General features: G+C 72.4%; 11 protein-coding genes. 3 read left to right on the forward strand and 8 right to left on the reverse strand.

Features of this window, described 5'->3' with window-relative positions; genetic code table 11:
• Positions 1–13: 13 nt before the first annotated feature.
• Positions 14–2,263, reverse strand: a complete 2,250-nt coding sequence (locus J2Z33_RS09520) for a transglycosylase domain-containing protein (RefSeq protein ID WP_209840243.1) — start codon at positions 2,261–2,263, stop codon at positions 14–16.
• Positions 2,264–2,526: 263 nt separating this feature from the next.
• Here J2Z33_RS09520 and J2Z33_RS09525 point away from each other — a divergent pair, with 263 nt between their 5' ends.
• Positions 2,527–2,865 (forward strand): P-II family nitrogen regulator, encoded by a 339-nt coding sequence (locus J2Z33_RS09525; RefSeq protein ID WP_209840245.1) that lies wholly within the window; start codon positions 2,527–2,529, stop codon positions 2,863–2,865.
• 53 nt (positions 2,866–2,918) lie between these two features.
• Entirely contained in the window at positions 2,919–4,433 is a 1,515-nt protein-coding gene (locus J2Z33_RS09530; RefSeq protein WP_209840247.1) for an ammonium transporter, read from the forward strand.
• A gap of 174 nt (positions 4,434–4,607) precedes the next feature.
• Here the strand turns inward: J2Z33_RS09530 and J2Z33_RS09535 are convergent, their stop codons facing one another.
• The 7 genes from J2Z33_RS09535 to J2Z33_RS09565 form a co-directional block, all read right to left on the reverse strand.
• Entirely contained in the window at positions 4,608–5,789 is a 1,182-nt protein-coding gene (locus J2Z33_RS09535) for an amino acid aminotransferase (protein WP_209840249.1), read from the reverse strand.
• Between the two features lie 10 nt (positions 5,790–5,799).
• Positions 5,800–6,654 (reverse strand): 3-mercaptopyruvate sulfurtransferase, encoded by an 855-nt coding sequence (gene sseA, locus J2Z33_RS09540; protein WP_209840251.1) that lies wholly within the window; start codon positions 6,652–6,654, stop codon positions 5,800–5,802.
• Between the two features lie 163 nt (positions 6,655–6,817).
• On the reverse strand, positions 6,818–7,297 hold the full coding sequence (locus J2Z33_RS09545) for an Hsp20 family protein (protein ID WP_209840253.1): 480 nt from the start codon (positions 7,295–7,297) through the stop codon (positions 6,818–6,820).
• A gap of 90 nt (positions 7,298–7,387) precedes the next feature.
• Positions 7,388–8,176 carry a trypsin-like serine peptidase gene (locus J2Z33_RS09550; protein WP_209840255.1) on the reverse strand — a complete coding sequence of 263 codons (789 nt, stop codon included), beginning with the start codon at positions 8,174–8,176 and terminating at the stop codon, positions 7,388–7,390.
• 33 nt (positions 8,177–8,209) lie between these two features.
• Entirely contained in the window at positions 8,210–9,535 is a 1,326-nt protein-coding gene (glcF, locus tag J2Z33_RS09555) for a glycolate oxidase subunit GlcF (RefSeq protein ID WP_209840257.1), read from the reverse strand.
• Positions 9,536–9,556: 21 nt separating this feature from the next.
• A complete protein-coding gene (locus J2Z33_RS09560; protein WP_209840474.1) occupies positions 9,557–10,654 on the reverse strand; it encodes an FAD-binding protein in 1,098 nt (365 codons plus the stop codon).
• 79 nt (positions 10,655–10,733) lie between these two features.
• Positions 10,734–12,170, reverse strand: coding sequence for an FAD-linked oxidase C-terminal domain-containing protein (locus tag J2Z33_RS09565; protein WP_209840259.1), 1,437 nt, complete (start codon positions 12,168–12,170; stop codon positions 10,734–10,736).
• Positions 12,171–12,254: 84 nt separating this feature from the next.
• Between J2Z33_RS09565 and J2Z33_RS09570 the strand changes: the two genes are divergently transcribed.
• Positions 12,255–12,971 carry a DUF599 domain-containing protein gene (locus J2Z33_RS09570; RefSeq protein WP_209840261.1) on the forward strand — a complete coding sequence of 239 codons (717 nt, stop codon included), beginning with the start codon at positions 12,255–12,257 and terminating at the stop codon, positions 12,969–12,971.

Here is a 12,971-nt window from a genome sequence, read left to right on the forward strand (position 1 = left end):
GGGACCGCTCCCCTCACTCCCCCGACAGGATCGACATCAGCGTGTCCAGCACCGCGTTCTTCTCGGCCTCCGAGCTGCCCTGCGGCGCGGGCTGCCCGAAGGCCGCCGCCAGCGCCGCGTCCGTCGCCGGATCGCCCGTGGAGCGGAACGGCTCGCCCGAGCCGTCGGCCAGCAACCCGTTCGGGTCCACGAAGACCCCGCCGCCGCCCGCCGGGGGGGCCATCGGCAGGGGGCGCGGCGCCTCGCCCTCCAGCACCCGCAGCATCGTCTCGCGCCAGATGTCCGCCGGAAGGCCGCCGCCCGTCACGCCCTTGAGCGGCGTGTTGTCGTCGTAGCCCATCCAGACGCCGGTGACGTAGTCGGCGGAAAACCCGATGAACCACGCGTCCCGCGCCGCCTGCGTGGTCCCGGTCTTGCCGGCGATCTGCCACCCGGGGATGCGTGCCCGCTGGCCCGTCCCGTCCTCGACGACCCGCCACATCATCCAGGTCAGCTCGCGCGCCGCCGCCTCGCGGATCACCCGCTCGCGGATGCCGCCGCCCTGGCCCATCAGCGCCTCCTGCTCGCCTTGCAGCGTCAGGTCGATCAGCCCGTAGGGCGTCACGGCGGACCCGCCGTTCAGGATGCCCGCATAGGCGCCCGTCATCCGCACCAGCGTCGATTCCGACGCCCCCAGCGCCAGCGCCGGGCCAAGCGCGAGGTCGCCCTGGATGCCGAAGCCCGCCGCGACGTTGCGGACGTTCTCGCGCCCGACCAGCTCGCTCAGTTGCACGGCGGGGATGTTGCGGCTCTCGGCCATGGCCTGCGTCAGCGTGATCGGCCCCTTGAACTGCCGGTCGTAGTTGTCCGGGCACCAGGTGCCCGACCCGGTAATCGCCATGCACAGGGGCGAATCGTCCACCCGGTCCATCGGGCTCATCCCGAGGTCCAGCGCGGCGGCATAGACGAAGGGCTTGAAGCTCGATCCGGTCTGCCGCAGCGCCATGGTGGCGCGGTTGAACCGGCCCGCCCCGTCCTCGCGCCCGCCCACCATCGCCCGCACCGCGCCGTCGGCGCTCATCACCACGATGGCGGCCTCGGCCTTGCTGCCCGCGCGCACCTGGTTCTGAAACACCGAGGCCAGCGCCTCCTCCGCCGCCCGCTGGATGCGCCGGTCGAGCGTGGTGCGGATCGTCACGTCCTCGGTGGTGTCGCGGGTGAAGAACTCCGGCCCCGAATCCATCACCCAGTCCGCGAAGGCCCCGCCCGAGCGGTTGGCCGCCGCGCCCGACAGCGAGGCGGGGTGCTCGCGCGCCTCCTGCATCTGCGCGGCGTCGAGGAAGCCCTGCTCCTCCATCAGCGCCAGCACCACGCTCGCCCGGTCGCGCGCCCGCTCCAGGCTGCTGGTGGGCGCGTAGGTGGACGGCGCCTTCAGGAGCCCCGCCAGCATCGCCGCCTCGGCCGGGGTCACGTCCGTCGCCGAGACGCCGAAATACCGCTGCGCCGCCGCCTCGAAGCCCCGCGTCCCCGCGCCCAGATACGCGCGGTTGAGGTAAATCGTCAGGATCTCCTCCTTGGAATAGCGCAGCTCCATCGCCATGGCGTAGACCGCCTCCTGCACCTTCCGCGTCAGGGTGGTGCGCCGGCAGTCGGCCTCGTAGGCGGCCTCGTCCTCCCACTGGTCGGGGTCGAAGGGCCGCCCCAGGCACAACAGCTTCGCCGTCTGCTGGGTGATGGTGGACCCGCCGTTCCCCGACAGCGGCCCGCGCCCCTCGCTCAGGTTGATGCGGACGGCGCTCGCCACGCCCTGCGGGTCCACGCCCGGATGCCACCAGAACCGCCGGTCCTCGGTGGCGACGACGGCGTTGACGAGGTGCGGCGACACCTCCTCGGCCGTGACCATGCCGCCGAACTGGTCCCCCCGCCAGGCGAAGGGCTCCCCGGAGCGGTCGAGCAGCGTCACCGAGCCCCGCGCCCGCCCGTCCACCAGCGCCGTCACGGACGGAAGCCGCGCCGCCTGCCACGCCACCGCCACCCCGAGCAGGAGCGCCGCCACCGCGCCCGCCCGCCAGGCCACCGCCCAGGCGGCCCCGAACACGACCCGCACGAGCCCGGACAGCAGCCCCAGCAGCCAGCGAATCGGCCCGCGCCGCCGGGATGCCGCCGTCCGGCCCCGCCGCGACCGCCGCGCAGGCCCCGACGCGGCCTTTCCGGCCGGCTTCGCCGCCCCGGAATAGCGCCGATCCGCCACCAGCGTCGGCCGCCCCGATCCTTGTCTGCCCATGCGCCCCCGGCCCCCTCGCGGGGCCGCCCTCGTTTTGAGCGGCGATCTTAACCCAGGACGTGGCGGCTGTCGAAGGGGGTCGGCCGGATGCCCGGAAACCAGCCGTGAATCGAACGCCTAAAAATTGTTCAATATGCGCGAAGATTGTGCGGAAGCTTCGGAGTCTCGGAACCCGTCCCACGCCGCGCGCCCGCTTTCCTTGCCCCTGCGCCAATCCTCACGCCTTCGTGGCCCCGAGCGGACAATCGCAGGGGAACAGGGACGTGAAACTCATCATCGCGACCATCAAGCCGTTCAAGCTCGAGGAGGTGCGCGAGGCGCTCACCGCCGTGGGCGTGCGCGGGATGATGGTGACGGAGATCAAGGGCTTCGGCGCCCAGTCGGGCCACACGGAGATCTATCGCGGGGCCGAATACGCCGTGGCCTTCGTGCCCAAGGTCAAGCTGGAGATCGTGGTTCCCGACGTGCTGGTGGAGCAGGTCACTACCACGATCGCGCGCACGGCCCGCACCGACAAGATCGGCGACGGCAAGATCTTCGTGCTGGACGTGGAGGCCGCGCTGCGCGTCCGCACCGGCGAGACCGACGAGGACGCCCTGTGAGACGGGCTGCGAGACGGCGGGGACAAGGGAACAGGCAAGGGACGACAGATCAGATGACGACACCGAAGACATTCCTCGGCCTCGCGGCCCTGGGCGCGGGCGCGCTCGCCGCGCTGCCCGCCCTGGCGCAGGAGGCCGGCGGGCAGGCCACCGCCGCCGCCGCGACCCTCGCGCCCTACACCTACGAACAGGCCGTGGACAAGGGCGACGTCGCCTGGATGAGCGTGTCCACCGTCATCGTCCTGCTGATGACGGTGCCGGGCCTCGCCCTGTTCTACGGCGGCCTCGTGCGGACCAAGAACATGCTGTCCGTGCTGACGCAGGTCATGGCGATCACCGCGATGGTGGCGATCGTCTGGGTCGTCTACGGCTATTCCCTGGCCTTCACCGACGGCGGGGCCTGGAACTCCTACGTGGGCGGGCTCGACAAGGCCTTCCTGCGCGGCGTGGACCCGACCACGCTGGTCGCGACCTTCTCGAACGGCGTCTACCTGCCGGAATACACCTTCGTCGCCTTCCAGATGACCTTCGCCTGCATCACGCCGGCCCTCATCGTCGGCGCCTTCGCCGAGCGGATCAAGTTCGGCGCGCTGCTCCTGTTCGTCCTCCTCTGGGTGACGGTCATCTACTTCCCGATCGCCCACATGGTCTGGTGGTGGGGCGGCCCCGATTACCTCGCTGAGCAACACACCGCTTCTCTGATCGCGCAGGCTGCCGGAGACACCGCTGCCGCCGCTCAAGCTGAAGCCAACAAGCTTCGTAACGGCCTGATCTGGAACATGGGCGCGCTCGACTTCGCGGGCGGGACCGTGGTCCACATCAACGCCGGCATCGCGGGCCTCGTGGGCTGCATCGTGCTCGGCCGCCGCGTCGGCTACGGCCGCGAGAACTTCGCGCCCCACTCGCTCACCATGACGATGATCGGCGGCGCTCTGCTGTGGGTCGGCTGGTTCGGCTTCAACGCCGGCTCCAACCTGGAGGCCAACGGCGTCGCGGCGCTCGCCATCGTCAACACCTTCGTCGCTGCCGCCGCCGGGGGCCTCGCCTGGCTGCTGGCCGAGTGGGTGCTCAAGGGGCACCCCTCGCTTCTCGGCCTGATCTCGGGCGTGGTCGCGGGCCTCGTGGCGGTGACGCCGGCCGCGGGCTTTGCCGGGCCGATGGGCTCGATCCTCCTGGGCCTCGTCGCGGGGGTCGTCTGCTTCGCCTTCGTGGCCTACGTCAAGGCCGCGCTGCGGCTCGACGACAGCCTCGACGTGTTCGGCATCCACTGCATCGGCGGCATCATCGGCGCACTGGCCACCGGCATCCTGGTGAACCCAGCGCTGGGCGGCGCGGGTGGTGCCGACTACTATGCGGTTCCGGGCACGCTCCAAGTTGCGGAGTATGTCTTCAGCACTCAGTTCATGGCCCAATTCAAGGCCGTGCTGGTGACGCTGGCCTGGTCGGGGATCGGCTCCTTCGTGCTCTACAAGATCGTGGACATCCTGGTCGGCCTGCGAGTCCGCGGCGACGTGGAGCGCGAGGGCCTCGACATCGCCGAGCACGGCGAGCCCGCCTACAACCTGTGACCCCTCGGACCGGGGGAGGGGCCTCCCTCCCCCGACCCCGGCCCGGCGACGGCCCGCGCGACTCCTCCCGCGCGGGCCGCTTCGTTTCGGGCGGGTACGAAGAAGGGGGGCTGTCTGCCCCCCTCGCGCCTGCGGCGCTTCACCCCCCGAGGATATTTGAAACCAAAGGAAGGCCTAGAGCCCCGCCTCGACCATGGCCCTCGCCAGCACCGGCACCGTGCGCGCGTTCAGCCCCGCCACGTTGATCCGGCTGTCGCCCACCATGTAGATGCCGTGGTCCGCGCGCATCCGCTCCACCTGCTCGGGCGTCGCCCCCAGCCGCGAGAACATCCCCTTGTGCCGCGTCAGGAAGTCGAAGCGGTCCGAGTTGGTCAGCCGGCGCAGCTCCGCCGCGAGGCTCTGCCGCAGGGTCAGCATTCCCGCCCGGATCTCCTCCAGCTCCGCCTCCCAGTCCGCGCGCAGCTCCGCGTCGGTCAGGATCGTCGCCACCACCCGCGCCCCGTGGTCGGGCGGGAACGAATAGTTCTGCCGGTTCAGGTAGGCAAGGTTCGCCTGCGCGAGCCTCGTCGTCGCGTCGTCCCCCGCCACCGCCATGAGGAGCCCCGTCCGCTCCCGGTAGATGCCGAAGTTCTTGGAGCAGGACGCCGCGATCAGGCACTCGCCCGACCCCGCGATCATCCGCGTCGCCGCCGCGTCCAGCTCCAGGCTGTCGCCGAAGCCCAGATAGGCGAGGTCGATGAAGGGCAGGGCGCCCTTGGCGCGCAGCAGGTCCGTCAGCTTGGCCCAGGTCGCGGGCTCGGGGTCCGCGCCGGTCGGGTTGTGGCAGCAGCCGTGCAGCAGCACCGCGTCCCCGGCCTGGAGGCCGGACAGGTCCGCCAGCATCCCCTCGGCGTCCACGCCTAGCGTGGCCTCGTCGAAGTAGCGGTAGCCCCTGACCGTCATCCCCAGATGCTTCAGGATCGACAGATGGTTGGGCCAGGTCGGCTCGGGCACCCAGACGGTCGCCTGCGGGTTCATCAGGCCGATCAGCTCGAACCCCTGCCGCACCGCGCCCGTGCCGCCCGGCGTCGCCACGGCGGCGACCCGTTCACGCGCGACCGACGGCCCCAGCACCAGCGGCACCAGCGCGTCGGCGAAGGCCGGATCGCCCGCCAGCGCGGTGTAGGTCTTGGTCGTCTCCTCGTCCCAGACCCGCTTCTCCGCCGCGCGGACGGCGCGCATGATGGGCGTGCGCCCCTCGGCGTCCTTGTAGACGCCCACGCCCAGGTCGATCTTGCCCTCGCGCGGGTCGGCGCGATACGCCGCCATCAGCGACAGGATCTTGTCGGCGGGCTGGTCCCTCAACTGGTCGAGCAACGGAATCTCCTCAGGGTCCGGTGGCTACCGGCCGGGAGGGATCGCTTCCCCACTCGGCCCAGGAGCCGTCATAGATGGCGGCGCCGCGCCCGAGCCGTTCGAGCGCCAGCGCCAGGATCGCGGCGGTGACGCCCGATCCGCAGGTCGCGATGACGGGCCGCGCGGGGTCCACCCCCTCGGCGGCCAAGGCGGCGCGAATCCCGTCCTCGTCCTTCATCGTCCCGTCGGGGTTCAGCACCTCGCCGAAGGGCAGGCTCACCGCGCCCGGCATATGGCCTCCCCGCAGGCCGGTCCTTGGCTCCGGCGCCTCGCCGCGGAACCGCGCGCGCGGCCGGGCGTCGAGCACCTGCGCCGACCCGCCCTCCAGCGCCCGCGCCACCGCGTCGGCGTCCACGACCCGCGCGGGGTCCACAACAGGCGTCGGCGGCTCCGCTTCCGGCGCGGCCCCCGGCTCGCCCGTCTCCACCGGCCACCCCTCGGCGACCCATTTCGGCAGGCCCCCGTCCAGCACGGCGACCGCTGCATGGCCCATCAGCCGGAACGTCCACCAGGCGCGCGGGGCCGAGAAGATGCCCGCCGCGTCGTAGATCACCACTTGGCTGTCCGCCCCGATCCCCAGCGCCGCCATCGCGTCGCGGAACGACGCAGGCGAGGGCGCCATATGGGGCAGGGGGCTCTCGCGCTCCGACACCGCGTCGATGTCAAATCGCCGCGCGCCGGGGATGCGCGCCGCCCGGAACTCGGCCCCGGCGTCGCGCCCCGAGCCCGGCAGGTGCCACGACGCATCCAGGACGACGACATCCTCCCGGCCCAAGGCCTGGGCCAGCCACCCGGTCGAGACGAGGCTCTGGGGATCGTCGCGCATGGCCCGCTCCGTAAGGTCCGGGACGCGCGGACGCAAGCATGGAAAGGGCGCGGCCCCGCCGGACCGCGCCCCTTGGCCGTGACCTTGGATGCACGAAAAAGGCGCGGACCCGTCGGCCCGCGCCCCCTCAACCGTCAGGAGAGAACCCTGTCGGGCCTGCGCCTCAGTTGACGGCCTTGGCCTCGACGAGGTTCGCCTCTTGCGGCTGCGCCTTCGCGATCTCGATGCGGCGGGGCTTCAGCGCCTCCGGCACCTCCTTCACGAGGTCGATGTGCAGCATCCCGTTCCCATGGCTCGCGCCCGTGACCTTCACGTGGTCGGCGAGGTGGAACCGGCGCTCGAAGGCGCGGGTGGCGATGCCGCGATGCAGGAACTTGCGCCCCGATTCGACGCCATTCGCGTCATCCGCCTTGCGGGCGGTCACGATCAGCGCGTTCTCGCGCACCTCGGCCGACAGCTCGTCCGAGGAGAATCCGGCCACGGCGATCGAGATGCGCCAGCCGCCATCGGCGAGCTTCTCGATGTTGTAGGGCGGGTAGTTGGTGGCGGACGCGTCCTGGGTCAGCAGGCGGTCCATCAGGTCGGCGATCTGGTCGAAGCCGACGGTGGCCCGATACAGCGGGGCAAGATCATAGCTACGCATGGTCATCCTCGAAAGCGACAACGGTGGGGCCATCCCGCACAGGGGACTGGCCGGACATCCCGAGGCCCGTAAGTGGCGCCCCGGTGACGATTATCTGGGAAGCGCCACCGCCCTGTTCAAGTCCCCCCCGACCGCCGCGACCTGCGTTTCCGCCATCGCGTCGCCCGCCTCGAACGCCGCCCGCAGCTCCGCCAGCGGCTCCGTCAGCGAGGTCCCCAGCGCCACCCGGTGCCCCTTCAGCTCGCCCTTCGCCGACACGACCGAGACGATGCGCGCGATGCTCCCGTCCATGCGGAAGATCGGCGCGCCCGAGGCCCCGAAATCCACGTCGCAGGTCAGCACGAAGACGCCCTGCTGCTCGCCCAGCACGTCGCAGCCATCCTCGCGCGACGGCGCCTCGGCCCGGCCCAGCGCGTAGGAGACGACGCTCACCTCCGCCCCGGCCTCGACCTCCGGCGCGGTCTCGAAGGGATGCACGCCGGGGCCGCCGATGGGCGCGTCCAGTTCGACCAGCGCGAGGTCGTTGCGGCTGTCCTCCGCCCCGGCCGCGCGGTCGAAGCGGTAGCCCGGATGCGGCACCGCCCGGCTCGCCGCCCGCACCGCCGCCGCCTCGCCGCCCCAGAGCCCGGCGCGGAAGGCGATGCGCGACGGCTCCACCCTTTCGCCGGTGCGGCGGTCATAGAGGCAATGCGCGGCGGTCAGCACGAGGTCCGGCGCGATCAGCGACCCGGTGCAGAACACCCGGTCCCCGATGTCGAGCCGCCCCACCGCGCCCCAGGCGGCCGCCTCGGCCTCCTGGTCGATGAGATGCAACCCCGTGCCCTGCGCCCATGCCGGCCCCACCAGCGCGAGCGCCAGCAGCCACCCCACCGCGCGCATCCGTTCACCTTCGCTGTCCCGTTGGGTCCAGCGTTACGCGGCGCTTGCGGCGAAACTAGGGCGCAGGTCGGGAACGGGCGTTTTCCCGTCGAGTGTGGCCGGACGGGGACCCCCATATGCCCAATCCAGAAGCTCCACCGTATGCAGAACGGGCAGTCCGGTGTTCGCCCCGATCTGCATGAGGCAGCCGATGTTGCCCGCCACGATGGCGTCGGGCACCGTCGCCTCCAGCGTCGCGGCCTTGCGCCGCCCCAGTTCCCCCGCGATCTCGGGCTGCAAAAGGTTGTAGGTCCCCGCCGACCCGCAGCAGAGATGCGCCCCCTTCGGCTCGGCCACCGCGAAGCCCGCGCGCCGCAGCAGCCCCACCGGCTCCGCCTTCACCCGCTGCCCATGCTGGAGAGAGCAGGCCGAGTGATAGGCCACCTTCATGTCCCGCTCGGGCAGCTCCGGCAGCTCCAGCCGCGCCAGCACCTCCGTCACGTCCCGCGCCAGCGCCCCCATCGCCGCCGCGTTCGGCTCGCCGTCCAGCAGGTGCCCCCAGTCCTTCACGGTCGTCCCGCAGCCCGAGGCCGTCACGACGATGGCGTCCAGCGGCTCCCGCGCGTGCTCGGCGGCGAAGGCCGCGACGTTGGCCCGCGCCATGGCTCGCGCCTCGTCCTCGCGCCCCATGTGATGCGTCAGCGCCCCGCAGCAGCCCTGCCCCTTGGGGATCACCACCTCGGCCCCCGCCCGCGTCAGCAGCCGGATCGCCGCCTCGTTGATGCCGGGGTTCAGCGCCCGCTGCGCGCAGCCCGTCAGCAACCCCACCCGCATCCTGCGAGGGGCGTCGGTTCGGTGCGTCTGCGGGTCCTCCGCCCGGCTCACCGGCGGGATCGCCTTGGGGGCCATCCGCACCATCGCCCGCAGCCGCGCGTCCGGCAAAAGCCCCACGAAGGGCTGTCCCATCTTCGCCGCCAGCAGCGCCAGCCGGAACCGGGTCGGATGCGGCAGCACCCAGGCCAGCACCCGCCGCAGCGCCCGGTCCATCAGGGGCCGCCGATACCGCGCCTCGATATAGGCCCGCGCGTGGTCCACCAGATGCCGGTAATGCACCCCCGAGGGACAGGTCGTCATGCAGGCGAGGCAGCTCAGGCAGCGGTCGATGTGCTTCACCGTTGCCGGGTCCGGGTCGCGCCCCGACTCCAGCATCTCCTTCATCAGGTAGATGCGCCCGCGCGGGCTGTCCAGCTCGTCCCCCAGCACCATGTAGGTCGGGCAGGTCGCCGTGCAGAACCCGCAATGGACGCAGCTCCGCAGGATGCGGTTCGCCTCGGCGGTGCCGGGATCGGCCAACTGTTCAGGCGTGAAGAAGGTCTGCATCGGAACTCCTGAAAGGGCCGCTCAGGCCGCCACGAGGCCGGGGTTGAACAGGCCGCGCGGATCGAACCGCTCCCGCAGCCGCGCCGAGAGCATCGCCACCCCCGGCGCCTCCGCCGGGAACGCCCCCAGCGCCGCCCGCGTCTCCGCCGCGGCCCGCACCAGCACCGCCCGCGCGCCAAACGCCCCGAGCCGCCCCCGCAAGTCCGTCCCCTCCGCCACTAGCACCCAGGCCCGCCCGCCGCCCCAGTCGAGCCGCTGCGCCCCCCCGGCCAGCGCCAGCGCCTCCGCCATCCGCGAGGGCCTGACCGACAGCCGCCACACGTCCCCCGGCCGCCCGGCAAAGTCCGTCACGTCCCGGATCGCCGCCCAGGGCCCCGGCCCCTCGACGACCTCCGCGACCCCCCAGGCCGTCAGCAGCTTCGCCAGCCGCTCCGCCCGCACCGCCACGGCTCCCGCGAACCCTTCCAGCCGCAGCCGCGTCACCCCGGCCTCCGCGTCATGCGCCGCCCCCGTCACCTCGAACGGCGACCCCAGCGCCGCCGCCATGCAGGCCACCGCCTTGCCCGGATCGTGCCCCCCGAACGCCAGCGTCGCCACCGCCTCCGGCACCGGCAGCACCTTCAGCGCCACCTCGGTCACGACCCCCAGCGTCCCATGGCTCCCCGCGAGCAGCCGCGCGAGGTCCAGCCCCGTGACGTTCTTCATCACCCGCCCGCCGTTCGACACGGCCATCCCCGTCCCATCGACGAACCGCACGCCCAACAGGACGTCCCGCGCCGCCCCCGCCTGCACCCGCCGCGGCCCCGAGGCGTTGGTCGCGATCACCCCGCCCAGCGTCGGCTCGCCACCCGTCCCCAGCAGCGCCCGCAGGTCCATCGGCTCGAAGGCCAGCCGCTGCCCCGCCTCGCCCAGCACTCGCTCCACCTCCGCCACCGGCGTCCCCGCCTTGGCGACCAGGGTCAGCGCCCCCGGCTCGTGCAACTCGATCCCCGCGATCCCCGCGACCGTCAGCCGCTCCCCCCCGGCGACAGTCCCGCGCGTGAACCCCCCGCCTACCGCCAACGGCCCCCGCGCCGCGCGGACCATCTCCGCCAGCTCCGCCTCGCTCGCCGGTCTCAGCACCGCTGCCCTTCCTTTGGTCCCAAATATCCCGGGGGGAGCGCAGCGGGGGGCAGAGCCCCCCTCCGACCGATGCCGCTCACGCCGCCGCCCTCCGCCCCGCGCTCACCGCCAGCGGGAACACCTTCGCCGGGTTCAGCAGCCAGTCCGGGTCGAAGGCGTCCTTCACCCGCATCTGCGCCTCCAGATCCTCGGGCCGGAACTGGTCCACCATCAGGTCGCGCTTCTCGACGCCCACCCCATGCTCCCCGGTCAGGCACCCCCCCACCTCGACGCAGAGCCGCAGGATGTCCGCCCCCAGCGCCTCGGCCTTCTTCAGCCCATCCGCGCTGTTGGCGTCGAACAGGATCAGCGGATGCATGTTGCCGTCGCCTGCGTGGAACACGTTCGCCACCCGCAGCCCATAACCGTCCGCGAGCACCCGCATCCGCCCCAGCACCGGACCCAGTTGCGACACCGGGATCGTCCCATCCAGGCAGATGTAGTCCCCCATCTGCCCCATCGCCCCGAAGGCCGACTTCCGCCCCAGCCAGATCCGCGCCGCCTCCGCGCCGTCCTTCGCCTCCCGGATCTCCAGCGGCCCGAACCCCCGCGCGATGTCCGCGATCCGGCGAAGCTGGTCGGCGATCTCCGCCTCCGACCCCTCGACCTCCACGATCAGCAGCGCTTCGCAGACCGGATACCCGGCCTTGGCAAAGGCCTCGCAGGCCTCGATGCAGGGCCGGTCCATGAACTCGATGGCCACCGGCACCAGCCCCGCCCGGATGATCGCCGCCACGCAGTCGCCCGCCGTCTCGTTCCGGTCGAACGCGATCATCACCGGCCGAGCCCCCTCGGGCCGGGGCAGGATGCGCAGGCACGCCTCCGTCACTACCCCCAACTGCCCCTCCGACCCGCAGACGACGGCCAGCAGGTCCAGCCCCAGCGCCTCCCCCTCCGGCCCGCCGATCTCCACGACGGTCCCGTCCATCAGCACCACCGTCGCGCCCAGCAGGTTGTTCGTCGTCACCCCATACTTCAGGCAATGCGCCCCGCCCGAGTTCATCGCGATGTTCCCCGCGATGGCGCAGGCGAGCTGCGACGACGGGTCCGGCGCGTAGAAGAACCCCTCCGCCTCGACCTCCATGGAAACCGACAGGTTCGTGCGCCCCGTCTCCACCCGGATGAACCGGTTTTCCAGCGACACCTCCAGCACCGCCGTCATCCGCGCCACGCCCAGCACCACCGCGTCCGCCGTGGGCAAAGACCCCCCGGCCAGCGACGTGCCCGCCCCGCGCGGCACCACCGGCACCCGCTCCTCGTGGCAGACCCGCATCACCGCCGCGACCTCCGCCGTGGAGCAGGGCAGCACCACGCACAACGGCGGGCACCGATAGGCCGTCAGCGCGTCGCATTCGTAGGCCCGCGTCTCGGCGGGATCGTCGATCACCGCGCCCGACGGCAGGACCGCGCGCAGGCGCTCCACGATCGGCGCCTTGCGCGCCAGGATCGCCGGGCTGGGAACGGGCATCTCCATGCGGGGGCCTCCTCCAAGGCCCACCGTGTCTAGGCCCCGCGCCCCCGGCTGGCAAGCGGCGCGGGCGTCGCATAGGCTCCCGCCATGCTCGACGCCCTCGCCAACGGCCTCCTCCCCGCCACCCTCGCCCAGTCGCTCGGCTGGGGCGACGCCCTCGCGCTGCTCCTGCTCCTGGCCGCCTGGGGCGCGACCGGCTGGATCACCGAGCATCCCCCCAAGGGCCGCCCCTCGATCACCGTCCTCATGTCCCAGGTCCGGCGCGAATGGATGCGCGAGTTCCTCCTGCGCGACAACCGCATCTTCGACGCGCAGATCATGGCCTCGCTCCGCCAGGGCACCTCCTTCTTCGCCTCCACCGCGATCCTCGCCGTGGGCGGCGTGCTCGCGCTCATCGGCAACGTGACCCCGCTGACCGGCCTGGCCGAGGAGATCGGCCGCGAGGAGACCTCGGCCCTCCTTTGGCAGATCCGGCTGCTGCCCTGCGCGCTCCTGCTCACCCACGCCTTCCTCAAGTTCGTCTGGGCCAACCGCGTCTTCGGCTACTGCTCGGTGATGATGGCGGCGATCCCCATGGACCCCGCCGACCCCCGCTCCGCCCCCCGGGGCGAGCGCGCCGCCGAGCTCAACATCCGCGCCGCCTACAACTTCAACCGCGGCCTGCGCTCGATGTACTTCTCCCTGTGCTCCCTCGTCTGGCTCGCCGGCCCCCTCCCCCTCGCCGTGGCGGTGGTCGTCGTCACCGTCACCCTCCTGGGCCGCGAGTTCGCCTCCGTCCCCCACGACATCCTGGCGGAGCGGTAG

The organism is Rubellimicrobium aerolatum (genome assembly GCF_017872975.1).
Taxonomy (GTDB): Bacteria; Pseudomonadota; Alphaproteobacteria; order Rhodobacterales; family Rhodobacteraceae; genus Rubellimicrobium; species Rubellimicrobium aerolatum.

Coding starts and splice junctions, on each gene's coding strand:
- J2Z33_RS09520 (WP_209840243.1), bottom strand. CDS start 2,263: ATGGGCAGACAAGGATCGGGGCGGCCGACGCTGGTGGCGGATCGGCGC.
- sseA (WP_209840251.1), bottom strand. CDS start 6,654: ATGCGCGACGATCCCCAGAGCCTCGTCTCGACCGGGTGGCTGGCCCAG.
- glcF (WP_209840257.1), bottom strand. CDS start 9,535: ATGCAGACCTTCTTCACGCCTGAACAGTTGGCCGATCCCGGCACCGCC.
- J2Z33_RS09565 (WP_209840259.1), bottom strand. CDS start 12,170: ATGGAGATGCCCGTTCCCAGCCCGGCGATCCTGGCGCGCAAGGCGCCG.
- J2Z33_RS09530 (WP_209840247.1), top strand. CDS start 2,919: ATGACGACACCGAAGACATTCCTCGGCCTCGCGGCCCTGGGCGCGGGC.
- J2Z33_RS09545 (WP_209840253.1), bottom strand. CDS start 7,297: ATGCGTAGCTATGATCTTGCCCCGCTGTATCGGGCCACCGTCGGCTTC.
- J2Z33_RS09570 (WP_209840261.1), top strand. CDS start 12,255: ATGCTCGACGCCCTCGCCAACGGCCTCCTCCCCGCCACCCTCGCCCAG.
- J2Z33_RS09550 (WP_209840255.1), bottom strand. CDS start 8,176: ATGCGCGCGGTGGGGTGGCTGCTGGCGCTCGCGCTGGTGGGGCCGGCA.